General features: G+C 28.4%; 30 protein-coding genes. 9 read left to right on the forward strand and 21 right to left on the reverse strand.

Features of this window, described 5'->3' with window-relative positions:
- The coding region (locus tag CRV03_RS12790; RefSeq protein WP_164968663.1) for an Hpt domain-containing protein at window positions 1-281 on the forward strand (281 nt) is incomplete at its 5' end.
- Here the strand turns inward: CRV03_RS12790 and CRV03_RS12795 are convergent.
- From CRV03_RS12795 to CRV03_RS12850, 12 genes are all read right to left on the reverse strand, one after another.
- Window positions 274-1,107: a S1 RNA-binding domain-containing protein gene (locus CRV03_RS12795; RefSeq protein WP_129085536.1), complete on the reverse strand. Its 834-nt coding sequence runs from the start codon at window positions 1,105-1,107 to the stop codon at window positions 274-276. The genes CRV03_RS12790 and CRV03_RS12795 overlap by 8 nt on opposite strands.
- Window positions 1,104-1,901, reverse strand: coding sequence for a metal ABC transporter permease (locus CRV03_RS12800; protein ID WP_129085537.1), 798 nt, complete (start codon window positions 1,899-1,901; stop codon window positions 1,104-1,106). Before CRV03_RS12800 ends, CRV03_RS12795 begins: the two co-directional genes overlap by 4 nt.
- Window positions 1,902-1,910: 9 nt before the next feature.
- A complete protein-coding gene (locus CRV03_RS12805; RefSeq protein WP_129085538.1) occupies window positions 1,911-2,654 on the reverse strand; it encodes a metal ABC transporter ATP-binding protein in 744 nt (247 codons plus the stop codon).
- A 58-nt stretch (window positions 2,655-2,712) separates the two neighbouring features.
- Window positions 2,713-3,477, reverse strand: a complete 765-nt coding sequence (locus CRV03_RS12810) for an ElyC/SanA/YdcF family protein (RefSeq protein WP_129085539.1) — start codon at window positions 3,475-3,477, stop codon at window positions 2,713-2,715.
- Between the two features lie 4 nt (window positions 3,478-3,481).
- On the reverse strand, window positions 3,482-4,279 hold the full coding sequence (gene amrB / locus CRV03_RS12815; protein ID WP_129085540.1) for an AmmeMemoRadiSam system protein B: 798 nt from the start codon (window positions 4,277-4,279) through the stop codon (window positions 3,482-3,484).
- Window positions 4,269-5,264 (reverse strand): AmmeMemoRadiSam system radical SAM enzyme, encoded by a 996-nt coding sequence (gene amrS / locus CRV03_RS12820; protein WP_129085541.1) that lies wholly within the window; start codon window positions 5,262-5,264, stop codon window positions 4,269-4,271. Before amrS ends, amrB begins: the two co-directional genes overlap by 11 nt.
- 1 nt (window position 5,265) lies before the next feature.
- On the reverse strand, window positions 5,266-5,817 hold the full coding sequence (amrA, locus tag CRV03_RS12825) for an AmmeMemoRadiSam system protein A (RefSeq protein ID WP_258239090.1): 552 nt from the start codon (window positions 5,815-5,817) through the stop codon (window positions 5,266-5,268).
- Between the two features lie 32 nt (window positions 5,818-5,849).
- Entirely contained in the window at window positions 5,850-6,794 is a 945-nt protein-coding gene (hemH, locus tag CRV03_RS12830; RefSeq protein WP_129085542.1) for a ferrochelatase, read from the reverse strand.
- A gap of 5 nt (window positions 6,795-6,799) precedes the next feature.
- On the reverse strand, window positions 6,800-7,411 hold the full coding sequence (locus tag CRV03_RS12835; protein ID WP_129085543.1) for an ATP-binding cassette domain-containing protein: 612 nt from the start codon (window positions 7,409-7,411) through the stop codon (window positions 6,800-6,802).
- A gap of 55 nt (window positions 7,412-7,466) precedes the next feature.
- Window positions 7,467-8,048 carry a hypothetical protein gene (locus tag CRV03_RS12840; RefSeq protein ID WP_129085544.1) on the reverse strand — a complete coding sequence of 194 codons (582 nt, stop codon included), beginning with the start codon at window positions 8,046-8,048 and terminating at the stop codon, window positions 7,467-7,469.
- A gap of 70 nt (window positions 8,049-8,118) precedes the next feature.
- Window positions 8,119-10,545, reverse strand: coding sequence for a response regulator (locus tag CRV03_RS12845; protein WP_129085545.1), 2,427 nt, complete (start codon window positions 10,543-10,545; stop codon window positions 8,119-8,121).
- 7 nt (window positions 10,546-10,552) lie between these two features.
- Window positions 10,553-11,269, reverse strand: a complete 717-nt coding sequence (locus tag CRV03_RS12850; protein WP_129085546.1) for an ABC transporter substrate-binding protein — start codon at window positions 11,267-11,269, stop codon at window positions 10,553-10,555.
- 149 nt (window positions 11,270-11,418) lie between these two features.
- Between CRV03_RS12850 and CRV03_RS12855 the strand changes: the two genes are divergently transcribed.
- The 6 genes from CRV03_RS12855 to CRV03_RS12875 all read left to right on the forward strand — a co-directional run bounded on the left by CRV03_RS12855 (window position 11,419) and on the right by CRV03_RS12875 (window position 14,600).
- A complete protein-coding gene (locus CRV03_RS12855; protein ID WP_129085547.1) occupies window positions 11,419-11,721 on the forward strand; it encodes a DUF2325 domain-containing protein in 303 nt (100 codons plus the stop codon).
- Complete coding sequence (locus CRV03_RS12860) at window positions 11,722-11,922, forward strand: hypothetical protein (RefSeq protein ID WP_129085548.1); 201 nt, start codon at window positions 11,722-11,724, stop codon at window positions 11,920-11,922.
- A gap of 18 nt (window positions 11,923-11,940) precedes the next feature.
- Window positions 11,941-12,117: a hypothetical protein gene (locus tag CRV03_RS14145; protein ID WP_164968664.1), complete on the forward strand. Its 177-nt coding sequence runs from the start codon at window positions 11,941-11,943 to the stop codon at window positions 12,115-12,117.
- The gene (locus tag CRV03_RS12865) at window positions 12,118-12,873 is read left to right on the forward strand and encodes a hypothetical protein (protein ID WP_129085549.1); all 756 of its coding nucleotides are present in this window, start codon (window positions 12,118-12,120) and stop codon (window positions 12,871-12,873) included.
- 20 nt (window positions 12,874-12,893) lie between these two features.
- Complete coding sequence (locus tag CRV03_RS12870; RefSeq protein WP_129085550.1) at window positions 12,894-13,385, forward strand: flavodoxin; 492 nt, start codon at window positions 12,894-12,896, stop codon at window positions 13,383-13,385.
- Between the two features lie 99 nt (window positions 13,386-13,484).
- Window positions 13,485-14,600 (forward strand): Opr family porin, encoded by a 1,116-nt coding sequence (locus tag CRV03_RS12875; protein ID WP_129085551.1) that lies wholly within the window; start codon window positions 13,485-13,487, stop codon window positions 14,598-14,600.
- A gap of 56 nt (window positions 14,601-14,656) precedes the next feature.
- Here the strand turns inward: CRV03_RS12875 and CRV03_RS12880 are convergent, their stop codons facing one another.
- From CRV03_RS12880 to CRV03_RS12920, 9 genes are all read right to left on the reverse strand, one after another.
- Window positions 14,657-15,697 (reverse strand): succinylglutamate desuccinylase/aspartoacylase family protein, encoded by a 1,041-nt coding sequence (locus CRV03_RS12880; protein WP_258239091.1) that lies wholly within the window; start codon window positions 15,695-15,697, stop codon window positions 14,657-14,659.
- A gap of 3 nt (window positions 15,698-15,700) precedes the next feature.
- On the reverse strand, window positions 15,701-16,624 hold the full coding sequence (gene rimK / locus CRV03_RS12885; protein WP_129085552.1) for a 30S ribosomal protein S6--L-glutamate ligase: 924 nt from the start codon (window positions 16,622-16,624) through the stop codon (window positions 15,701-15,703).
- A gap of 10 nt (window positions 16,625-16,634) precedes the next feature.
- Window positions 16,635-17,042, reverse strand: coding sequence for a RimK/LysX family protein (locus CRV03_RS12890; RefSeq protein ID WP_129085553.1), 408 nt, complete (start codon window positions 17,040-17,042; stop codon window positions 16,635-16,637).
- Between the two features lie 124 nt (window positions 17,043-17,166).
- A complete protein-coding gene (locus tag CRV03_RS12895; RefSeq protein ID WP_258239092.1) occupies window positions 17,167-18,324 on the reverse strand; it encodes a cytochrome-c peroxidase in 1,158 nt (385 codons plus the stop codon).
- Window positions 18,324-19,226: a sterol desaturase family protein gene (locus CRV03_RS12900; protein WP_258239093.1), complete on the reverse strand. Its 903-nt coding sequence runs from the start codon at window positions 19,224-19,226 to the stop codon at window positions 18,324-18,326. Before CRV03_RS12900 ends, CRV03_RS12895 begins: the two co-directional genes overlap by 1 nt.
- A 2-nt stretch (window positions 19,227-19,228) precedes the next feature.
- Window positions 19,229-20,230, reverse strand: coding sequence for an imelysin family protein (locus CRV03_RS12905; RefSeq protein WP_129085554.1), 1,002 nt, complete (start codon window positions 20,228-20,230; stop codon window positions 19,229-19,231).
- A gap of 1 nt (window position 20,231) precedes the next feature.
- Window positions 20,232-21,632 (reverse strand): di-heme oxidoredictase family protein, encoded by a 1,401-nt coding sequence (locus tag CRV03_RS12910; RefSeq protein ID WP_129085555.1) that lies wholly within the window; start codon window positions 21,630-21,632, stop codon window positions 20,232-20,234.
- The gene (locus CRV03_RS12915) at window positions 21,601-22,941 is read right to left on the reverse strand and encodes an imelysin family protein (protein WP_129085556.1); all 1,341 of its coding nucleotides are present in this window, start codon (window positions 22,939-22,941) and stop codon (window positions 21,601-21,603) included. Before CRV03_RS12915 ends, CRV03_RS12910 begins: the two co-directional genes overlap by 32 nt.
- 105 nt (window positions 22,942-23,046) lie before the next feature.
- Window positions 23,047-23,436: a hypothetical protein gene (locus CRV03_RS12920; protein ID WP_129085557.1), complete on the reverse strand. Its 390-nt coding sequence runs from the start codon at window positions 23,434-23,436 to the stop codon at window positions 23,047-23,049.
- A gap of 142 nt (window positions 23,437-23,578) precedes the next feature.
- Here CRV03_RS12920 and CRV03_RS14265 point away from each other — a divergent pair, with 142 nt between their 5' ends.
- Window positions 23,579-23,701: a hypothetical protein gene (locus CRV03_RS14265; RefSeq protein WP_258239094.1), complete on the forward strand. Its 123-nt coding sequence runs from the start codon at window positions 23,579-23,581 to the stop codon at window positions 23,699-23,701.
- A gap of 2 nt (window positions 23,702-23,703) precedes the next feature.
- The gene (locus CRV03_RS12925; RefSeq protein WP_129085558.1) at window positions 23,704-24,153 is read left to right on the forward strand and encodes a Fur family transcriptional regulator; all 450 of its coding nucleotides are present in this window, start codon (window positions 23,704-23,706) and stop codon (window positions 24,151-24,153) included.
- Window positions 24,154-24,158: the final 5 nt, after the last annotated feature.

The raw sequence follows: 24,158 nt of genomic DNA on the forward strand, positions 1-24,158 counted from the left end.
TAGTAGATAAATTAGGTATCTCAGAAAATATAGCAAATATGATAGTAAATAAATTTAAAAAAGATATAACAAAAGATTTAGAAGATTTAGAGAGTTTAATTGAAAATCAAGAGAAAGAAGCAATAGCACAAAAGGCTCATTACATCAAAAACTCTTGTTTAAATGTCGCTTTAGATGATATCTGTGAATTACTACAAGAGTTGGAAAGTGATAGTATCTCTATAGAAGAGTGTGTAGATTTATATAAGCAGATAAATCAAAAGATAAAAGCTATTATATAGCTTTTATCGAAGTTTCACTAAGAAGAATTTTTTTATCTTCAAGTAGTTTTGTTAATGAGGCTTTGAAAGCTTTTTTACTCATTTCAAAAGTATCTTTTATATCTTCTGCATCACTTTTGTATGTAAAGCTTAATTCTCCACCGTTTTCTTTTAATATATCTAAAACTCTTTGTGGATTGTCATCACTTTTTTTAGCCCCAATTTTTTGTAGTGAAATATCAAGCTTGTCATCTTCTCTAACAAATTTAACATAAGCTCTTTTTTTATCTCCAACTTGAATATTTTCAAAAATCTCATTATGATAGATAAGTCCTGAATATTTGTTATTTACAATAACTTTAAATCCTAAAGGTGTTTTGATATATGGAATAATCTCTACTTCATCATTTTGTTTAAAATCGTAATCAAGCTTTTCTAATTCAAATTTTTCACTTCCAATAAGCCTGTGAGTTTTTTCATCTTCAATAATTTGAACTACTTTCTTATCTCCTACATTAAATGTAGACCTTTGCTTATTTTTAGGAACTAGTAAATCTTTTGGTAGTCCCATATCTAAGAATGCTCCAAACTTTGCAATATCAACTATCTCAAGACTTACAAAATCACCTTTATATCCATAAGGAGTTAAAGTAGTAGCAACAAGTCTATCCTCACTATCTGTATAGATAAATACATCTAAGTTAGAATCTATTTGCATCTCTTTAGTTATATAAGCATTTGGAAGTAGTACTTCTTCATCATTTAAGGCTTTTAAGTAAAGTCCAGGTTCACTAACTCTTGATACTTTAAGGTTGTTTATTTCACCTAAGTTTATTTCTTTATTCATTTTTTTCCTAATAGTTTAACCAATAAGAGTGTAATTACACCAACAATAATGATACTTGCCCCAGAACTAATGTCATATAGATAAGAAATAAACAATCCACTTATTGTAAAAAATGTTGCAAATAGTGAACTAATAATCATCATTGAAGAGAGTTTCTTGGCAAAAAACTCTGCTAAAAAAGTAGGAATAGTTAGTAATGCTATTACTAGAATTAAACCTACAACCTTAATTGCTGCGACAACACTTAGTGCAGCAAGAATTAGTATTAATGTATAGAAAAACTTAACAGAAATACCTCTTAAACTTGCAAATTCACTATCATAAGAGATTGCAAGTATCTGTTTATAAAATAGTGATACTGATACTATTATAAAAGTGTTTAAAGCTAATAGATAATAAACATCTTCTTGTGAAACAGCAATAATAGAACCAAATAAATAAGACATTAAATCTACATTGTATCCAGGGGTTATATCTATTAAAATAATTCCCACAGCCATACCTAATGCCCACATAATACCGATAATAGAATCAACTCTGTGTCTATTTCTTAGCGTAATAGCTGCAATTATTACAGCTGTTAAAATTGCAAATACAGTTGCCCCAAATAAAATAGGTAAACCTAAATATACGGCAAGACCAATTCCTCCATAAGCACTATGGGCAATTCCTCCTGCTAAAAAAGTGATTCTATTAACAATAATTAATGAACCAATAATCCCTGCTGCAATAGAAACAAGAATCCCTGCCATTATTGCATTTTGCATAAAATCATATTGTAAAACTTCTAACATTTTCTCTCTTTATACATGTGTTGAGTTACAACAAACTTGTTTTTTACCAAGGGCAGAAAGTAGTTCTACTTCACATAAGTGTTCATGGTCATCGTATTTTTCTTCTATATTTTTTAGATGATGATAGACTAAGTTTTTATTTATGTGTGCAACATTTTTTGCATAGTTTAATAGTACGGAAATATCATGGCTTACAACTACAATTGCAATAGATTTGTTCAACTCTTTTAATAAATCATAAACTTCTTTTTGTCCCTTAACATCAATACTTGCTGTGGGTTCATCTAGAAGCATTAGTTTGGGGTCAGAGCAAAGAGCACGTGCGATAAAAACTCTTTGTCTTTGTCCTCCACTTAAATCACCAATCTTACTATTTGCAAATTTATCCATACTAACTTGCTTTAATGAGTGCATAGCACAAGCAATATCCTCTTTTGAGTAGCCAAATAGCTTTTTCTTTTTTGGAGTATGTCCCATAAGTACTACTTCTAAAGCAGTAATTGGAAAATCAATATTTAAATTTGTATTTTGAGGAACATATCCTATTTGGTTTTTATCCAAAAAGTTTTTGATTTTACCATCTTTAGGTTCTAAAAGATTTAGGATAAGTTTTAATAGTGTAGACTTTCCTCCTCCATTTGGACCAATAATAGCAAGAAAGTCGTCTTTTAAAATATCTAAATTAATATCTTCTAAGATAGTTTGTTTATCATATGAAAAATAGATATTTTTTAATTCAATAATTTTATTCATTTATATTTGTATTACCCCTTATTAAGGGCGCAATTATACAACATTAAGTAAAGAAAAGTCAATCAGTAAGAAATTTAGTTTTTTCTGTTATTGTATGCCAAATAATTCCAAGATATTCATGCATTGCAGATTCTGTTTTTCTAAGATTTGAAGCTTTTGGTACACTTAGATATGAACCTTCATTTTTTGATAAGTAATCAGTAGGTGCAGCAATTGGATTTAGCCAGTTTGCTTCAAATATTTTCATAGCTCTTGGCATATGAGCAGCTGAAGTTACAAGAATAAAAGGCTCTTTTTCTAAAGTCTCTTTTGTATAGTTAGACTCCTCTTTTGTATCTTTTGCTTTTTCATGTAAAATAATATTTTCTTCATTTACTCCAAATTTAAGTGCAACATTTTTCATCATTTGTGCATTTGATAGTTTTTGATTATCCTGATATCCAGAAAGTATAAGTTTAGCATTATCAAGTTCTTTGTAGATTCTTATTCCTTCAGAAAGTCTCATTAAAGCTGTTCTTGAAAGTTGTGAAACATCAGAAAGATTTTCATTATTTATATGACCTGAACCTAAAACTAAAACATAGTTTATTGATTTATCAACTTTTAAATATGAAGGGTATTTGTTTTCTAATGGTTGAATCATTGCATTTGAAAAGGGTGAATAAGCAATAAGTGCTGTCCATAAAAAAGCAACAATTATAAAAAAGTTTGCTCTATTTTGTTTTTGGATTAATAAATAAAATAGTCCAATAATAAATAGGGTAAGACCAATAGATAAAGGCATTAAAAAAGCAGAAATTAGTTTCTTTAGTGTAAATAACATTATTTTAGGTTTTTTCTCCAATTAAAAATGAAGTATATCCAACAACACTTTTATCATCTTTTGTTCTGTCATAACTTGTACAATAGTGTAAATGCTTAGTAATAAAACTATTTTTTATGGCACTATTGATAATTGCCTTTACTCCTACTTTTCCACAGGCTTCACAGGGGTTATCTAGTAGTGACAAGTCTTTATTTATTATACCATTTAGACAAATATTGTCAAGACGTTTTGCTGTTTCCAAGTCATAAAAATGACTTAAATCTGTACTTATTACTATTAAGTTATTTTTAGCTTTTATTAACTCATCAATTAAGAGTGATAACTCTTTAAAATCAAGCTCTCCATATACTATCTCTATGATTTTAGAATTAGGGAAATAGTTTTTTATAAATGGAGCTTGAGTTTCAGTTGAGTGTTCAAAATGTGCATCTTCATCAAAACATAAAAAGTCAAACTCTGCTCTAAGTTTATTTACTAGCATAATATTGATATCAATGTTTCCAAGAGGAGTTTCATATTCACTATAAGATACAATTGAAGCACCTTTTAAATAGTGTCTATGTGAAGGACCTATTACAATGATATTATCAAACTGTTTACGTGAAGCAATATTATAAGCTAAGTTTGCAGTAAAACCACTATAGATATATCCTGCGTGGGGAACTATTAAAGCCTTAATATCCATTTCAAGTTCATTTTCAAGTGTAAAGTTAGAGTTAAAGTGTTCAATATATCTTTTTATTTCTTCTTTAGTATCTGGATAAAAACTTCCACTTACAACTGTTTTTCTAATATCCATCAAAGACTCCTTCAAGTTTTTTCTTACATTTTGGACATGCCCCATTTTTTAGATTATATTGTTTTACATCAAAAAACTCTCTTGATATAAGAAGTTCATGACAGTTTGAACAGTATGTATTATTTTCATATCCTATATTTCCAATATATACATACTTTAATCCATACTCTTTTGCTATTTCATAGGCTTCTTTTAGTTTTTCAAAGGAAGTTCTAGGAAGATTTGTTTCTTTATAATCAGGATGAAAAGCAGAAATATGCCAAACTGTATTTTCACCAAGATTGTTTTTTATAAACTTTACAATATTTGTTATCTCTTCTTTCGAGTCATTTTTTGTAGGGACTAGTAAAGTTGTGATTTCAGTATGAATACCATTTGTTTTAAGATGAATTAGATTTTCTAAAACTTGATTTAAATTTCCACCTAGACTTTTTTTATAATAGCTTTCATCAAAAGATTTTAAATCTACATTTATTGCATCAATAATACCTTTCATATCATCAATTACTTCTTTGCTTTCAAAACCATTACTAACAAACACTGATTTTATATCATATTTTTTTGCTTCAAGGGCAATGTCTTTTGCAAAGGGATAAAAGATAGTTGGTTCATTATATGTATATGAAATTGATTCACATCCTCTTTGTTTTGCAATAGTCACTACATCTTTTGGTGAAATATAGTTTGATTTATCTATCTTCTTCTCTTGTGAGATTCCATGATTTTGACAGAAATTACAATGAAAGTTACATCCTACAGTTCCTAAAGATAAGGATTTTGATTTTGGTAAAAAGTGATATAGAGGTTTTTTTTCTATAGGGTCAATATTAAAAGCACTAATATGACCATAAACTAAACACTCAATCTTATCATCGACATGTTTGTTAACTCCACAAACACCTATTTGTCCATCTTTTAAATCACAATAATAAGAGCAAAGTAAACATTTGAGTTTTCCATTTTTTGAACTCTCATAATAATTCATATTAAGACTTCTTTATTTTTTCAACTTCGTAGGTTTGAATTTTTGGATAGCCTGGCAGATTATTTGGGTCAAGAGCTGCTTTTTTACAAAGGTTGGAAATAAAAGCTTCAAAGGTAGGAAGTTGTTCCCAAACTTGTGGAAGAAAAGTTGCTCTTTTACCATCTAATTCTAAAATAACACCATGTTTATTTGGAATAAGTTTTTGTTTTAAATCTTCTAAATTTTTATATTCTAAAACTTGTGCAGGAGTTAAGATAGAAATTTCTATCTCAATATTTTGAAACTCTTCTTGTGATAATCTATTAAATCTAAAATCACTGAAAGCTGCAGCCCTTGCATTATGTATAATGTCTTCAAAAAGTGTTCTATGGGCTACTAAACTGCCCATACAACCTCGTAGATTATTGTTTAGGTTTAGTGTAACAAAAGTAGCTCTTTGTTCATTAAGAATAGAAAATTGTTCTTTTAAAGAGTTGTCAATTGAAATTGTATTATCAAACTCGTAGTTAATAGCATCGTGTGCTAGTTTTAAAAGAACATCTTCTATTTTCATTTGTACCCTTAGTCTTTTTTATTCTTAAAATATCAATTAAGTTTTGTAATATCTTTTATTGCTTCAATGAAAATATCATCATCATTTACACATTTACAAACTCTATAATCAGCTATTCCTATTTCATCTGCTTCTTCTTTGTATTCAATACTTAATTCAAAGTCTGTTTCAGAGTTATCAACAATAAAGGCAATAGGGTAGATTAGTACATTATCATCTTTATATTTTTTTAGTTCATCATCTAAAGCGGGTTCTAACCATTTCATTGGTCCAACCTTTGATTGATAAGCTAAAGAGATAGATTTAAATTTGATACCTTTTTGCTCTAATTTTTTTGATAGTATTTCTACATGGTCATTTACTTGTTTCTCATACGGGTCACCTGCATCAACTATTTTTTGAGGTAAACCATGGGCTGAGAAAATTAAATTAAAATCTTCACTTCTAGCATTTGATACTTCTTTTGTGATAGAGTTAATAATTGCATCATTATAAATTTCATTTTCATAAAATGGTTCTATAACTGTAAGATTAAACTCATTTTTTGCTACTTCTTCAAAATCTTCCAATGATGACTTAGTTGTAGTAGTTGAGTATTGAGGATATAAAGGCAGTAATACTACATCTTTAATACCTTTTTCTTTTAATTGTTTTATACACTCACTTGCAAAAGGAGGTGTATATCTCATAACTTGGAAAGTTTCTACTTCTTGCAATTGTTTATTTAATTTATCAACAAGTTGTTCAGTCAAAGGGTTTAACGGTGAATATCCACCTATCTCTTCATAGTTTTCCCATGCTGAATTTAATCTTGTAGTAACAATAAACTTTGCAATAAATGACCTAAGTAAATTGCTTTTTACAGTTAAAATATTTTTGTCATTGAACATGTTTGTTAAAAACATTTTTAATTCGTTTTTATTTCTTGCCCCACCCATATTTAAAAGTACTAGTGCTTTTGTAGGAGTTTTGTTCATTTGTTTTAATCCTTTTGTAATTCGTTTAAATTAATAATTTTATCGCTGCTCCAGTTGGCAAGACTGTTATCGTGAGTAATTAGAAGCATACCACATTTATCTAAATTATTTATTAATAGTTTCATCACTTCAATAGCAACTATATTGTCTAAAGCTGAGGTAGGTTCATCTACTAATAATAAATTAGGTTCCATAAGGAGTGCTCTTAAAATAGAACATCTTTGAAGTTGTCCACCACTTAGTTCGTGAGGTTTTTTATTGATTAATTCTACAGATAAGTCTAACTTTTCTAAAAGAGTTTGTAATTTTTCTTCTAAATTTTTTGAAGTATCAATTACATCTTTTATTTGATCAATAACTTTAAATGATGGATGAAAAGAGCTGTAGGGGTCTTGGTAAATACAAGATACTTTTTTTGAAGTTATAGTTCCTTTTATAGGTTTTAAGTTTTTTGATATAAGTTCAAATAGAGTACTTTTACCACTTCCACTTGTTCCTACAATTGAAATCAACTCATTGTTTTTAACTTCTAAATTAAAGTCTTTATATATAAGATTATCCTTTGAATATCCAAAAGATAAGTTTTTTATAGTTAATACAGCTTCTTGACTATTCATTTTCTATCCTATTTTTAGAAGGTAACTATATAAAAAAAATCATTAAGATTTATTTTTATTGAATAACAATTTGGTTTTTATGGGTTACTTGAAAAGGAATTTCATGTTGATTTAAAAGGTCTGTTACAAAAACTAAAGCTGAGGTTGGAATATTATCAGATAAAAAAGAGTCTCTATCTTTACAATACTCGAACTTTAAATAGGGATATTCAAGTTGTACTCTTTTTTTTATTTTTTCTAAATTAAACTCTTTTGTAGATAAAAACTCATTTTCACAAGTAAATTTTCTACTTATGATTTTTGTTAATTGATTTTGAGATAAAGGTTTTATTATGATATTTTTTTTAAATTTATTTTTGCAGAGTTCACAGTTTTTTTCTAAGGGACAATCATCTTTATCACTTAAAAGAAATATTTTTTGTAAAGGATTCTTTTCTATAATTTTATTTACAAGCTTTTTACCTATATCATCGTTGTAGTCTATAAATATTTTGTCATAATAGTGATTATCAAAAAAATAAAGAATATCTTTATAGTCAGATGCCTTATCTACTATAATTTCAATAGGGTAAAGATTAATCATATTACAAAACTTTTCTAAGTCTTGTCTATTATTATCATAAATTAGAATTCTCATAGGGTATTGTACTAAAAGAGTGTCTCAAAAGTGTCTCATTTTGAGAAAAAATATATAAAAAAGATATTTTTTATATATATTTTTTTATAGTATCATAAAGTTTTTGAATCTCAATTGGTTTTTTTAAGTGGTCATTCATTCCACTTTCATGAGATTTTTTAATATCTTCATCTTGACTATTTGCTGTAAGTGCGATTATTGGAATCTTTTTATTTTTCTTTCTAATAATTTGAGTTGTTTCATAGCCATCTAAATCAGGCATTTGAATATCCATAAGAATTAAATCAATAAAAGTAGGTTTTCTTACTAGTTTTATTGCACTTTTTCCTGTAGAAACAATCTCTAAATTTACATTTGTACCTTTTAAGATACCTGCAATAATTTGCTGGTTTAGTTTATTGTCTTCAACAAGTAGAATTGTTTTATTTGAGAAATCTGGCTTTATACTTTTTTCTATCTTTTCATCTTCTTTTGAACAAGCTCTTAATTCTAATTCTACAAAGAAAGTAGTACCTTCAGATTTTTTTGATTTTAGCCAAATTTTTCCATTCATTAGATGAACTAAATCTTTAGAGATTGCAAGACCTAAGCCTGTACCTTCATATTTTTTTGAGGTACTTAAATCCCCTTGTGAAAAGGATTCAAATATCTTTTTTTCTTCATATTTATTAAGTCCAATACCACTATCTTCTATTTCAATATAGATAATACTATTTTCCTTTTGCTCAATTTTTAACCTAATAAAACCTTCTTTTGTAAACTTTACTGCATTGTGTAAAATATTTGTAAAGACTTGTGATACTCTTAATTTATCTCCATAATAGTATTCACTTAAGTTCTCATCATACTCTAAAATAAATTCTAAATTTTTTTCTTCTAGGTCAATATCAATATAGTCAATACAATCACTAATTACTTCTCGTAATCTAAAAGGAGCATTATGGAACTCGATTTTCCCTGCTTCAATTTTAGAAAAGTCTAAAATATCATTGATGATTCGAAGTAAAGAGTTTGCACCTTTATCAATTTTTTCTATATATTCTCTTTGTTCATTTTTTAAATCAGTTTCTAAAACTAAGTGGCTCATTCCTATTATAGAGTTCATAGGTGTTCTAATTTCATGACTCATATTTGCTAGAAATTTAGCCTTTGCTTTTGTTGCTTCATAAGCTTTATTTCTCTCTTTTTGTAGTTGTCTATTTAAAAGAGTTAGTTTTCTATTCCAGTATAAAGTTATTAGAATAATAAATAAAGAAACTAAAGCAAGTTGCCAAACTAAAGTATAGTCTGTTTTTATCTGATAAGTTGTTTTAACCCACTTATTAAGTATCTCTTCTTTTGTTTCTGTTGAGACGATTGTTAGTGCTTTTTCAAAAATACTATTTAAAATAGGAAGGTCTTTTCTAGTAGCAAGAGAGAGGTTCATTTCTCCATTTAGTTTACCTGATACAGCAACAGAACCAATGAAGTTTTTTTGAATAATATGATTAATAACAACAGAGTTATCAATAAAGCCAAAAACTTCTTCTGTTTCAACTTTAATTAATCCCTCTTCAACAGTATCAACTTTGATAATATCTACTTTTGGATATTTTTGTTTAAGCATTTCAAATAAGTAGTGTCCTTTTAAAACAGCAAAACTTCTATTTTTAACCTGAGCAATATTATCAAAGAAAGGAACATTTACTTTTGTTGCAACAACAATATTTGATCTAATATATGGAGTTGTAAAGTTCAAAAACTTTTCTCTTGCTTTTAAAGGAAAAGCAAGGGGTAAAATATCACACCTTTTATCTTCTATTTTTTCTAATGATTCTGCCCACGAGTTTGTATGTACTAGTTTTATTTCAATACTAAGTTGTTTTGCCATCACATCTAAAATATCTGAGGCAATACCTATATATTTGCCATCTTCAATTTTTTCAAAAGGTGCCCAATTAGGAGCAACACATATTTTAAAACTATTGTTTTTTTCTAAAAACTCTTTTTCTTGTTCTGAGAATTGAATAACTTGTTTATAATAAGAGCTATCTTTAAAGTATATTGTTAATTCACCTAGGTTGTTATAGGTATACTCTTTTTTTTCGATAATATCTTTTTTAATTGAGTCAAAAAGTTTGTATTTTTCAGGAAGTCTATTTGTAAAAACTACTTGATTGTTTTCATTTCTATAAGCAGATATAAGGTTTTCATTTAAATAGATGTCTTTTATTTCAATTGCTTCTATAAAGTTATTTTGGAAGTCTAATTCAATCTTATCTTTTAAGCCATCTATGGCAAAGTTTGAAAGGTAAATTACACTTGATTTTGCAATTATTTTTGCTGTTTTATCTATGTTTTGACTAGTGTTTATTCTTGTTTTTATATCTTCTGAAGATTGTTGTTTTGTTTCTAAGAAATATTTTTTTAAAGCAAAATCTACAAATAAGTAAATTAATACTATAAGTAGGGCAGGGATAAAAGTATAAGAAAACCTTTTTAAACTTCTTCTATTCACAATATTATTAATATCTTTCTAAAATTTTGTCGTATGTTCCATCAGCTTTAATCTCTTCAAAAGCTGTTTTCCATCGATTTATTATATCATCACTTGTCTCTTTATTGAATGCAATGTATAGTTTTGATTCAAAAAAGGCTTCCATTTTTACAGGAATGATTTTTTTATCTAAACCTTGTTGTTTAAGATTATAGATAAAAGATACTTCATCTGTGGGAAAAAGATCTGTTTTATTTTCTAAAAGTTTATTTAGTCTATGATTAGTTAGTGTATTTAAATCAAGATTTGTGAAACCAAACTTTTGAAGTACTTCTGTTGTAACCGTATCACTTTCTACAATAATAGAGTTTACTTTTTTTGCATCTTCAAGGGTTTTTATATCTAAATCTTCTCTTGAGGCATTTTTGAAAAATCTGATTTTAACAGAAGAAACAGGTCCAACCCATTTAAAAAGATTTTCTCTTTCTTTTGATTTAGTTGTTAAAAATAGGGCATAACCTTTTTTTCTCAATGTTATATTATATGCTCTTTTCCATGGAAAGACTTTTATCTCTTTTTTATTTCCTATTCTTTTTTGTATCTCTTTTACTAAGTCTATACTAATTCCAGATAAACCATCTTTATTTTCTATTTGATATGGAACCCATGGCTCAGTAAGAGGTTGTATTTCACTAGCAAGTAGTGTTGTGTTTATAAATAATAAAAGTGTAAATAAAAGTTTCATTATTGACCTCAAATATGGATATTTTTAATTATATAAAAAAAGTAATAAAAGTTTTCAAATAATTTATGATAATGGTTATCAATATAATGAAAGATTAAGTTTAGTGCTGTTAATATACTGATATTCATTATCATTTAAAGGATAGAGAGATGTCAGTTTTAATTATCGGTGGAGACAAGATAGATACTATAAAAGGTATTTTAGATCAGTTAGGAAACTTTTCAATAACTCATTGGGACACAAGAAAAAAATCAAGTGCTTGTAGAAAAGATATTCCACAAAATACAGATTATGTATTAATGTTAACAGACTTTGTAAATCATAATGCAATGTACAAATATAGAAAAGAAGCAAAGAAGAAAAATATTCCAGTTATTTGTACAAAAAGAAGTGCTAGCTCAGTGTATTGTGAGGTTTGTAAGTTTTTAAATATTAAAAAATGTGAGGCTTAGATGAGTGAATTAGTAATAAATGAACTTAATGGTTTTAAAAACTATAAGTATGAGTCAACAACAAGTAGAGTTGTAAACTTAAAGGATATTTCTGATGCTGATTTAGATGAGTTCTTGGCTATAACTCATATATTAGATAGAAATTATATTAAGTATAAATTTACAACAAATATAGATATTAGAATCTTAGGTAAAAAGTAAAAGACAAAAGGAGAAGAGATGTCAAATTTAATTTTAAGAAAAGAGATAAGAAGTGTTATTAGAAACTCAGGACAAGAGGCAAACTCAAAAATGCTATGTTCAATTGTAAAGCTAATGAATATGAGGTATAAAGATTTAGATAAACAAAGAGTTGTTACATTAACAAATGAATTACTTTTTGAGTCAAGAGCATAAATGAAAAGATTTGGCTTTAATAGTAAGAATGAATTTCTTCCTTCTTTTGATAAATTTCAAAGTAGTGTAAATCAAAGATTAATGTTTTTAAAACTTTTTAATGAACAAGTACCTTGCTCACTGAAATTTTCAAAAGAGGAAATCTCTTTATGTAATAAAATCTCTTTATTTGAAACTTTTATTAGTAAAGTATATTTTAATTTACAATGTAATTTTTCTTACTCTTCAAATATTAAGATTGATATTGAAAAAACAGTATTAATAAATAAATTTCTAAAAAAAGTTAGATTAAGAACAGAATCTATTCCTACAAAATACTCTATTTTTACCAAAAACATTAATAATTTAAAAAAATCAACTGACTTAATAATAATTCTTTTAGAGAATGATTTCTCTTTCTTTTTAGATGGAAATAGTTGTTTTAAAAGATTTGTATCTAATAAAATTCTTAACTCTGCCCATAATAGAGAAGTAAATGTTAGTGATGATTCAATTGACATTATTTCTCATGAACAGATGTTTCAAACAAAAATATTCACTTTTTGGGAGTTTATAAATAGCAAAAAACTTGATATTGATAAACATATTAAAAAAGCAATTAAATGTATAAAAGAGAGTGATTTCAAACAAGTTTATTTAGTATATCCCAAAAATGATGATTTTTGTAAACACGTAAGTGTTAGATGTAATGATATTAGTAGCAGCGAGTACAACATAAAGTTAGTTCCATACTCTATGCGTTCAACTTTAAGATAATTTTATAAAAAAGGAAAAATATGAAAGCAATATTCTATGCAACAAGTACAGGAAATACAGAAGAGGTTGCAAATAAAATACATGAAAAACTAGATGGATTTGAATTAATAGATATTTCAAGTGATGGTGTAGAAAAGATGAAGGATTGTGAATCAATTGTTTTAGGTGTATCAACTTGGGGTGAGGGTGAGCTACAAGATGATTGGGAAGATTGTTTTGATGATATTCAAGAAATTGATTTCAAAGATAAGAAAGTAGCACTTTTTGGTTTAGGTGATCAAGAGAGTTATGGGCATGAGTTTGTAGATGCTTTAGGAATTATGTATGAAACTTTAATTGAACAAAATGCAAAGATTATAGGAAAAACATCAACTGATGGTTATGAGTATGATTATTCAAAAGCTGAGGTAGATGGAGAGTTTGTTGGATTAGTAATTGATGAAGATAATCAAGAAGATTTAACAGATGAAAGAGTTGAAAACTGGTGTAATGAAATAAAAAGTTTAATATAGTATTGATAATTGTTCTTATAATCAAGAAAGATTAAAGTTTATTTTGTTACTATTCTAATTCAATTCAAGCTGGTTGAATTACACACAAGGAGAAATTTAATGAAAAAAATAAGTTTAATTGCAGCATCGTTACTATTAACAAGTAATTTAGTTGCAAATAGTTTTGATGAGGCTTTTAAAGCTGGAACTGTAAGTGGTGATATCACATTATATGGTGAAAAACAAGATAATAGTGGTGGAAACAAAGATTCTGGTTTTTCAATGGGTTCTATTGGACTTTCTTATGAGACTGGTGAGTTAAATGGTTTTAAAGCAGCAGTTGGATTTAGAGGAAATCATGATTTTTCAGAAGTAGAAGAAGATGATTATTCTGATGGAAGTGAAAAAGAAGCAATTGTTCATACTGCTAATATCTCATATGCAAATGAGTATTTAGGATTAACTCTTGGTAGACAAGAGATTGATTTAGAGTGGTTAGGTGATTACCATGAAGCAGCAGTTCTTGGAGTTACAGCAATTCCTGATACAACAGTTGTTTTAGGATATACAAATAGAAATGCAGTTGCAGATGTAGATGCTCCTTTAGAAGACTTTGCTGACTTTGGTGAAACATCAGAAGGTAAAGAGATTGACTTTGCTGCTGTATTAGATGCAAAATATGAAGGTGTAAAAGGTTTAGTTGTAAACCCTTACTATTATGATGCAGATAATTTAGCTAACTGGTATGGTTTAAAAGTTGATTATGATACTGATATGTTTGGTGTAACTGTACATGGTGCAAGTTCAAATGAAGATGTTTCTGGAACTAAAGATGGAGATATCGCTCACATTGAAGGTAGATTAAATATTGCAGGATTTGGATTTAACCTTGGATATGTAACTACAGACAATAATGGTGGAGTTGGTTCTATGGCTGCACTAGGTGATAACATTAATCCATTTGATGCCTTAAGAGGTGGAGATGGTGAAAAAGTTTATGAAGCAGATGCACAAACAACTTATTTAAATGTAAACTATGAGATTTCTGGTGTTGAACTAGGAGCTATGTATGGTGAGATGGAATATGGTAGTGACAAAGATAAAGAGTTTGATTTTACTGTAGATTATGGTATTACTGATAACTTATCTATTGGTGCATTATATGTAAATCTTGATGCTGAAGATAGTGACAATGATTACGATAAATTAACTTTAACAGTTGAGTATTCATTCTAATCTAAATGATTAATAAACAAGGAAGAGACTCCTAAGCTCTTCCTTGTAAGATTATTTTATATAATCTCTTCTTTTCCTAATTCTGAAAATTCATTATCTACAATAGCATCTTCATGGAAGTATTCAATTTTATTTTCTGCTGTTTCTAAGTTTTTAAACTTTGCAATATGAAAAATAGCATCCCCTTCTTGTATTAAAGGAATTTCTGATTTTCCAATTATTATTCCATCAAAGGCAGCTTTTATCTCATAACTCATATCATCCAAAGGTTCATCAACATAAGCTATAACTTCATCTTCTTTAACTGTTTCACCTAAGCCTTTAATAGTTCTTATAATTCCACTTTCAGTTGACCTAATCCATTGGCTTGTTCTTGCAATAATAGGAAGAGAAAACTTTTTTCTCTTTGTTGTATTAGGAAGCATTTGAGTCTCCCTTAAGACATTTACTATGCCTTTTACTCCAATTCTAATTGATTTTTCATCAAATCTTAGGGCTTCTCCTGCTTCATAAAGTAAAACAGGAATTCCTTTATTTTGGGCTTCTTCTCTTAAAGAACCATCTCTTAGCTCTGAGTGTAAAACAACAGGTGCTTCAAAAGCTTTTGCAAGATTATATGTAAAAGGATTATTCAAGTCTGTACGTACTTGTGGTAAGTTTGATTTATGAATAGAAGCTGTATGTAAATCTATTCCAAAATCACATTTTGTAACGATTTCATCAAAAAATATTTTTGCAATTCTACTAGCTAGTGAACCTTTTTTTGAACCAGGAAAAGAGCGATTTAAGTCTCTTCTATCTGGCATATATCTTGATAAGGTTGTAACCCCATAGGTATTTACAATAGGTATTAAAATCAAAGTCCCTTTTAGTTTTTTAAGAATAGTTAATTTTCTTAGTCTTCTAATAATTTCAATACCATTTAATTCATCCCCATGAATTGCAGCACTTACAAAAATAGTTGGACCATCTTTTCTTCCTCTTATGATTCTAATGGGTAGTTTCATGGGAGAATGATAAAGTTTTGGAAGCTTTAAATCCAAAGTTATATTTGAATTTGCTTCTATTTCAGTATCAGCTATTATTAGCTTCTTCATAGTTTATGCTCCGATACTATCTCTTTTAATTCTTCTTTTTTTATCTCCAGGGTTTGGTACACTTTTTTCAATATAGTCCATAATTTTTCCAGCAATATCAATACCAGTTGATTTTTCTATTCCTTCTAATCCTGGACTTGAATTCACTTCCATCACAAGAGGACCACGACTAGATGGAATCATATCAACTCCACAAACCCCAAGACCCATAGCTTTTGCAGCTGCTAAAGCCGTTGATTTCTCTTTTCTATTTAGTTTATAAGAAGTTGCACTTCCACCTTGGTGTAAGTTTGATCTAAAGTCACCTTCTGCACCTTGTCTTCTCATTGCTCCAACAACTTCACCACCAACAACTAAAGCTCTAATATCAGCTCCTCCAGCTTCTTCAATAAACTCTTGAACTAATAAGTTTACATCCATTCCATAAAAGGCATCAAGAACTGATTTTGCAGCTTTTTCACTATCAACTAAAACTACTCCAACCCCTTGAGTTCCTTCTAAAATTTTTAAAACTAAAGGTGCTCCACCACTTAAAGCAATAACATCTTTTGCACTAGATTTATTTGAGGCAAAAACAGTTCTTGGCATATCAACACTATTTTTTGATAAAACTTGTAAACTTCTAAGTTTATCTCTACTTCTAGCAATAGCAAGGTTTCCAGATGTACTAAAAACATCCATCATCTCAAAGTGTCTAACCATTGCAGTTCCATAGAATGTTCTACTTGCACCAATTCTTGGAATGATAGCATCTGGAACAGGAAGTTTTTTACCTAAGTAGTTGATTAAAAGTTCACCTTTGATAATCTCAATTGTACATTTAAGATAGTCGATTACTCTTATCTCCCAACCTCTTTGTTCCCCAGCTTCTACTAATCTTTGTGTTGAGTAAAGACTAGAATTTCTTGATAAAATATATACTTTCATTTTTTCTCACTTATTGTTTAGATAAATACTCTTTTGATACATCAACTAGAAATTTTTCACTTAAAAACCTTCTGCCTATTAGCATAGGTAGTTTCATATCAGCTCTATTTGTAAGAGTAATTACACTCTTGTACTTTTTACCCATAAACTCTACAGTAACTTTTATAGATGGTCTAGTTTGTAGTTGTCCATTTGAACTTCTAACTTTTTTTAGTTTATAAAGTGGCATTTTCATTCTTTTGCCATGATAAGAAGGATGAATATCATCAAGTAGTGTAAAGTGTACTACATCGTTTTCAATCTTAATATCATCACAGTGTAAAGCATTAGAATCTGCTCCTGTGTCAACTTTAGCATCTAATTCAAAAAGTTCTAAATCAATTATGGAAATTAACTCTTTTTTCCCTACGATTTTCACAAGTAAATACTCTCATATTAAGATGTAATAAATTTAATTTATTACATTATGCTATCATAAAATTATTAAAAAAGTAAATCAAAAATCTATATAGTTTTTATTTTATAAGATTAAAAGAAGAGGATTATTCCTCTTCTAATAAGTGTTCGTATCTTTTGTCAGTTAAAAGTTTCATAAATGCTACTAAAGCATCTATTTTTCTTTCGTTTTGTTTTTTTGCTTTTAAGTCTTCTAAAGAGATTGTTCCTTCAACTTCTGGTTTATCCCAAGCCTTACCAGTCTCTGGATTAATAGTTCTTTCTTTATTGTTATATTTATCATAAAATAAAACTACAGTTCTTAAATCTTTAAATACACCATTGTGCATATATGGACCAGTTACTGCTACATTTCTAAGTGTTGGAACTTTATGTTTCCCTAAATGTTTTTCATCAGTAACTTTTGGGTTTGCTAATAAACCTTTATCAATATCTTTTACACCATTTTTAGCTCTTAACTCATGGTTTATAGGTGTTCCAATATTGTGATACTCAAAGTTTGTAAAAGTTTCACCTTCTGAATCTTCTGCTTTACTAAGGTGACAATTTGCACAAGAGTTGTTTGCATTTGAGAAAAATAGTGATCTACCTAAGTCTTCAAGGGGTGTTAAGTCATACTCTCCTCTTAAAAATCTATCATATTTTGAATCAAAGGGAGCAAACTCTTTTGTTTGTTCAAATTTTTCAATTGAATCAGTCATCGCTGTGTATGCTTTTTCATTTGAAGAGAAAATATCTTTTCCATAGATAGTTTTGAAAGTCTCTATATAATAAGGGTTTTCTTTTAGTCTATCTACAACAGCCTTTTTTGATGGCATTCCCATTTCAATAGGGTTTGTTGGAGGACCTCCTGCTTGACCTGCTAAAGTATCTTCTCTTCCATCCCAAAACTGTCCACCAATATATTGCTTACTTTTTTTATCATAATGAAACTTTGGACTAAACATAGCATATGCTGCACTTGGAGCTTGTCTATCACCTAATGACTTCCCATCATCACCCAGTGATGCCATAGCTTTTACTCCATTGTCTCTGTCATCTGCAAAACCTCTCTCTGGATTATGGCAAGTAGCACAAGCTTGAGTTCTATTTTTTGAAAGATTTTTATCAAAAAATAAAACCTTTCCTAATTGTTCTTTTTGTTTTATTTGCTTTTGAATTTCTTCTTTAGATAAAGTAGAGTTTGTACAACCAGTTACAAGTAAAGCAGTAGTTGCAAGGGCAACTAAATTTAAATATTTCACTAACTTCTCCTTCTTAAAATATTTATAAATGGTAATAGTAATAAGTTTTTTATTGACCTGTACTCTTTCATTTGCTCTTTTCTAAGTCCAAATTTTAATACTTGAACTTCATTGGATAGTTTTAGCGTTCCAAAAACTCTATCCCAAATGCTTAAGTATCCACCATAGTTTTTATCAAAAGACTTTTTACTATGGTGAATTTGATGTTGTTTTGGTGAAATAAGCCACTTTTCTAAGAAGCTAAAATAAGCAAGGGGGATATGTGAGTGTCTTAAATTTGAACCTAAAAAAGAGAAAACAAATACAAACATATTAGCTCCAACTATTTCTATAATTCCAATTTTTGAACCAAAAAAGTATAAAAATACACCTGTTGTAAGACCTATACTTAATGAGTATCGAAATCCAAAAAGAATATTTTCAACTGGATGAACTCTGTAAAAAGTTAAAGGGTTTAAAACTTTTGCACTATGATGTATCTTATGGAACTCCCAAAGAAAAGGAATAGTATGTAAAAATCTATGTAGCCAGTATCTAGTAAAGTCACTTATTACAAAAAGGGTTACTGTATATAAAATAATTACCGCTTCATAAGAAAGAGAATTTATGTGATTAAATCCAAACTCTAAATAAAGAAGCTTTCTTATATACAAAGCAACACTATTTGCACTAATTACTATTGGAAAAATTATTGCGATTTTAATAAAGTATGAAAGAACAAAGTAGTAATAATCAAGTTTTGCACTAGGATGAAGCCACAAAGCTTTAGATAAATTTGTTCTAATATACTTCTTATTAAAGTATAAATAAACCATTGCAATAGCAACTGATGAGATAATATAAACCCAGAAAGTTCTTTTATCTGGGTTTATTAAATACTCAAAGAGTAAAAGGTCGTTCAATTTTAGTCACCATCTGCATCAATGATTTTTGCATTGATTGATAACTCTTCAATTAAATCTAAAAATAGAACAACATGAATAGTATTTGTTACTTCATAAAGCTCTTTTGCATCTTTAAAATTATCATTTTTAATTTTTTTATTTAAAGAGATTGCCTTAGTAATTGAGTTTCTTAAAACATTAACTTGTTCATTATGTGTTAAGTCCACAAGGTAGTTTCCATAATCATAGTAAGCTTTATTATTGAAAACATTTTTGTAAGTATTTAAAATAGAATCAATAGCGAATGAAGAGTTTTTACTAATAAAATATTCTCCTCTTTTATTATCAAAACTGTCTTTGTATTTTTTACTTAAACCAACTACATCTCCAATTCTCCACTCTTTTAGTTTATAAGTGTTTTGAATAAGTTTATTGATTAGAATTCCATTTGCCTTTTTTAAATCACTTAAAAAAGTTTTGTGTAGGGCTTTATATTCATTATTAATATCTTCAAGATGAGACTTAATTCTTTTTATAATAGTAAGTGTGATTTCATTTACTCTTTTGTCTTTAATATCTTTTGTATGTAATACGTACTCTAAAGCATTGATTGATTTAAGTGAATTCTTAAATAGAGCAATTTTTGCTGCATCTTTACTCTCTATTGCACGGTCTAACTGAACTTTGATATCTTCATTTCCGTGGTGATAAATATCAATTAATCTTGGAGTGTCAATATAGTCTTCATTTAATTCACCTAAAATATATGTCGATTGCACACTTTTCCATGACTTAACAAGATTTTTAAACTCTTGTTTTGCCTCTTCAGTTTTGCTATTTCTAACTTCTTTTTCTAAAGCTTTAATATCCTCTACGGCTTTTTGTGAATCTTTTAAAATCACTTGCTCATAGATTGTATTTAACATTTCTTTATTTTTAATATCTATATTTTCAACTTTTTCATTTGCAAAAGATATAGAAGTTAAACAAAGTATTGTTAGAACTATTTTAAATATTTTCATTTTATAACCTCTCTAAAAATTTTAGTAGTTTTTCTCTTTTTTGTTTGTCTAAGTGCATGAAAGCTTCTTTAGAAGCTTGTGCCTCACCACCATGCCAAAGAATTGCTTCTTGGAAATTTCTTGCTCTTCCATCATGTAGTAGTCTTGGCTTTTTATTATTGATTTTTTGATGTAAACTTAAACCCCATAAAGCAGGAGTTCTCCATTCACTTCCACTTGCATCAAACTCTGTTCTTCCATCTGCTAAACCTTCACCCATATCATGTAATAAAAGATCTGTAAAAGGTGAAATCTTAAGTCCACTTTTTGTAGTAAATGAATCTATATGACATTTTGCACAAGAGATTTGTTTAAATAGGGCTAAACCTTCTTCATACTCTTTATCTTTTTTTGCACTATATGTTTGTCTTTTTTTAATATAAAAGTCTACAGCTTGAAGTCTAAAATCAGGCAAATCTATTTGATGTCTAGCTTTAGGAGCTTCCTTACAAGCTACTTGTTTATCTGTACATTTATCTTTTGGAAAAATAGAAGTTGTTAGTCCCATATCATTTATAGCTGCATCAGCACTTTGATGTAAGATTGTTGTATTCGCTGCTTTCCAAGAGTATTTCCCTATCTCTTTTTTCTTTGTAATAGGAGAATAAGCATAGTTTACTCGTCCTGAAATACCATCTTTATTTTTATCAAATTCATCAACATTTGCTAAGATTTGTTCATTTGGAATATCTTCTATAAGACCTAAACCATTTAGTGATGGTGCAATTCTAAAAGTGATAATAGTATCTTTGTGAAGTTCTCCATATTGTAAATCATTTAATACATAGTTTGGTTTTAAGATAGTATCAACTTCTCCATCGGGAAACTTAACTTCTATCTCATCAAACTTTATTTCTGGTTTTGCTTCATATTTTACTTTAGCTGTTCCATTTATAGCAACTTGACCACCATAACTTGGTTCTGGTATTAAAGCATTTGTTTTAAGAAACTCTATCTCTTCTTTTAATCCTTTAGAAGGAATTGAAAGTTTAGGGATTACTGCACGTGAAAGTGTTCCATTTTCGTTGTAAAGATTTCCTCTACCATTACTTGGGTGACAACTATTACATGTGTTTGCATTAAAAAGGGGTCCTAATCCATCTCTTGCTGTTGTTGCACTTGGAGCTTCAACCCAAGGGATTTTAAAAAAACTTCTTCCTAATATAAACTTATCATACTCTTCATCACTTAGATTTTCTACATGTTTAAGTAGAGTTTTTTTATCTTGCGTATGAGTTATTTCAGAACCATTTGCTAAAACCGCAAAAAGCCCAGTAGCAAAAAGTGCTACGAGGCTTTTATTTATAAGGGTTTTTGAAATTGATTTGAAATTAGATTTTTGTTTCTTCTGGATCTGTAACATCGTCTGTACTTAAAGAAATTCCATTTGCTTTTGCAACTGTAACCATTTCATCACCAAGTTTTCTCATTTCATTTTTAAGTTTTACAATAACTTTTGCCATTGGGTTATCTGGCTGAATTTGATAATCAAAGTGCTCTTTTGTCTTTGCAGTTTCATCAACTTTTGCAATTTTTTCTTCAATAGAAGTCATTAATGCAACAATTCTAGCTTTGTCTTCTTTTGAAACTTTATCTAATAATGCAGCACCATATGCTTTACCATTATAAGTTGAAGTTAAAATATTTTTGAAACCTAAGTAGTTTGTTACAATATCTCTATGAGTATTGTCAGAGAAGCAAGAATGCTCATCTTCTTCTGATGGAGTTAAAACAGCAACTGCAATTCTTTCATTTGCAAGTTCTGATTTAATAAATACACCCATTCCAGCGATAACTTGTTTTAAAGCTTCTTCTCTTGTTAAGTTTTTAGAAGCATTTTCACCTGTTAATTTTCCTTGGAATGCAGCTTGATATAAACCATCTTTATTCCAAGCAGAAGTTACAACTTCTAAATCAGAAACGATTTTTTGTGCAGATGCTTTTAAGTAAGCTAATCTTCTTTGAGAGTTTACATCAGAAGTAAAATCAGAAAGTGGTCTTTGCCCAGCAGTTTTAGCTCCATTTGTGATTGAATCTTTTACAAAGTTTGAGTAATCTTGGTCTTGTCCCCATAATAAGAACTCAACAGCATGGTATCCTGTAGAAACATTTGCTTCTCCACCATTTTCATTTAAAGCAGTTAAAGCATCAACAGTAATAGAAGTTACATCAACAACAGATGAATCTTCACCACCTGGGTTAAACTTACCTTTTGTATCAATGATATTTCCACTTGTTTTAGCACCATTAGCATCAATAGTATAATCAATCATATTTTCATCTAATGGCCAAGCATTTAATTGCCCTTCTAATGCACCATATTTATTAGCAACCCAACCTTCTTCTGCATCAATTGGACCATTTGCAAGTCTGAAGATTTCAGTTTGTCCATAAGATTCTCTTGAAACTAACCAAGCATCTTTTGCTGCTTGTAAAGTTTTTTCAGTAGGATTTGCTGCAAATTTATTAATAGCATTTTGTAATGCTTTTGCATCATTTAGTGCATCATTGTAGTTATCATGTGCAATTTTTGCATAAGAACTTAAGATATCACCTTTTTCCATATGATGGTGAGAATGTGCTTTAGAATCTGCATTCGATGCTGCACAACCAGAAAATGCTAGCGCCGCTGCAAAACTAATACTTGCTGCTAATAATTTTGTTTTGTTCATATTTTTCCTTTTAGTTTTCTAAATGATAGTCGTTATCAAATAATAAGATGTATTCTAAAAAAATTACACTTAAATCATACTTAATATTGATAGTCTTTATCAATATTATAAATTGTTTATAGATTTTCTAATTGTATTTATAAGTTGAGTATTAATTGACTTCATGTCAATCTCATCTTTATAGCACTCATACTCTTCTAAGATAAACATATAGTTGTTTAATGTATTAATTAATTCTTTTTCATTAGTTAGCAATACTAATTTAGAAATAATTGACCTAATAGCTACCTTTTTTTCTGATAAGTTTTCACAAGTCATAGTTACAATCTCATCACTTAATACAGAAAAAGTATTAAGTTTCTTTTCTCTTAACCACTTTTTACTATCTTGTTTTTGAGAAATCTTAGAACTAATTACTGAATCAATTAACTTTGTAGCAATTGTTCCAACTAGTGCATTGCTTGCAAGAGTGTTTATAGCAGGTAGTGCAATCATTTTTATATCCTTTACTTGATAATAGCTATCAAAATTATAAGGGAAGAAGTCTTAAAAGTAGTTTAAAATGATAATTACTATCATTAATATTAAATTAAGAATATTTAGAATAGTATTTTGATACTGATTATTAAGGTTGAAAATGAAAAAAGAGTATCAAGAATCAAATTTACATAAAAAAAATATCAAAATTCATGGTAGGCTTTGGAAAGTTTATACACTAGCATTAGTAGTTAGTTTTGTAATTATATATATAAGAGGATAAGAATGAACAGTAAACACGGAATGACATTTGATGCATTTTTAAAGAACTTCAAACTACACGTATCAAAATTAGGATTTAAAAACTCAATTCAAAAGGATTATATTTTAAAGATTCTTTTTTACTCAGATGAACATTTAACTGCTGAGCAAATAGCATTTAAGGTAAAAGAAGAGTACAACATTGATGTAGGAATTGCAACTGTTTATAGAACAGTAAAGTTTTTTGAGGACTTAAATATTATTGATAGTTTAGATGTAGGTGATAGTGTAAAAAGATATGAACTTAAAATTTCAGAGCACCATGATCATTTAGTTTGTACTTCTTGCCATAAAATTATTGAGTTTTCTGATGATATTATTGAAGAAAAACAAGAATCAATTGCAAAAGATAATAACTTTATTCTAAAAGACCATGCAATGATAATTTATGGACTGTGTGAAGATTGTCAATAAAATAA

Origin of the sequence: Arcobacter sp. F155 (genome assembly GCF_004116455.1) — a bacterium.
In the GTDB taxonomy this organism is placed as follows: domain Bacteria; phylum Campylobacterota; class Campylobacteria; order Campylobacterales; family Arcobacteraceae; genus Halarcobacter.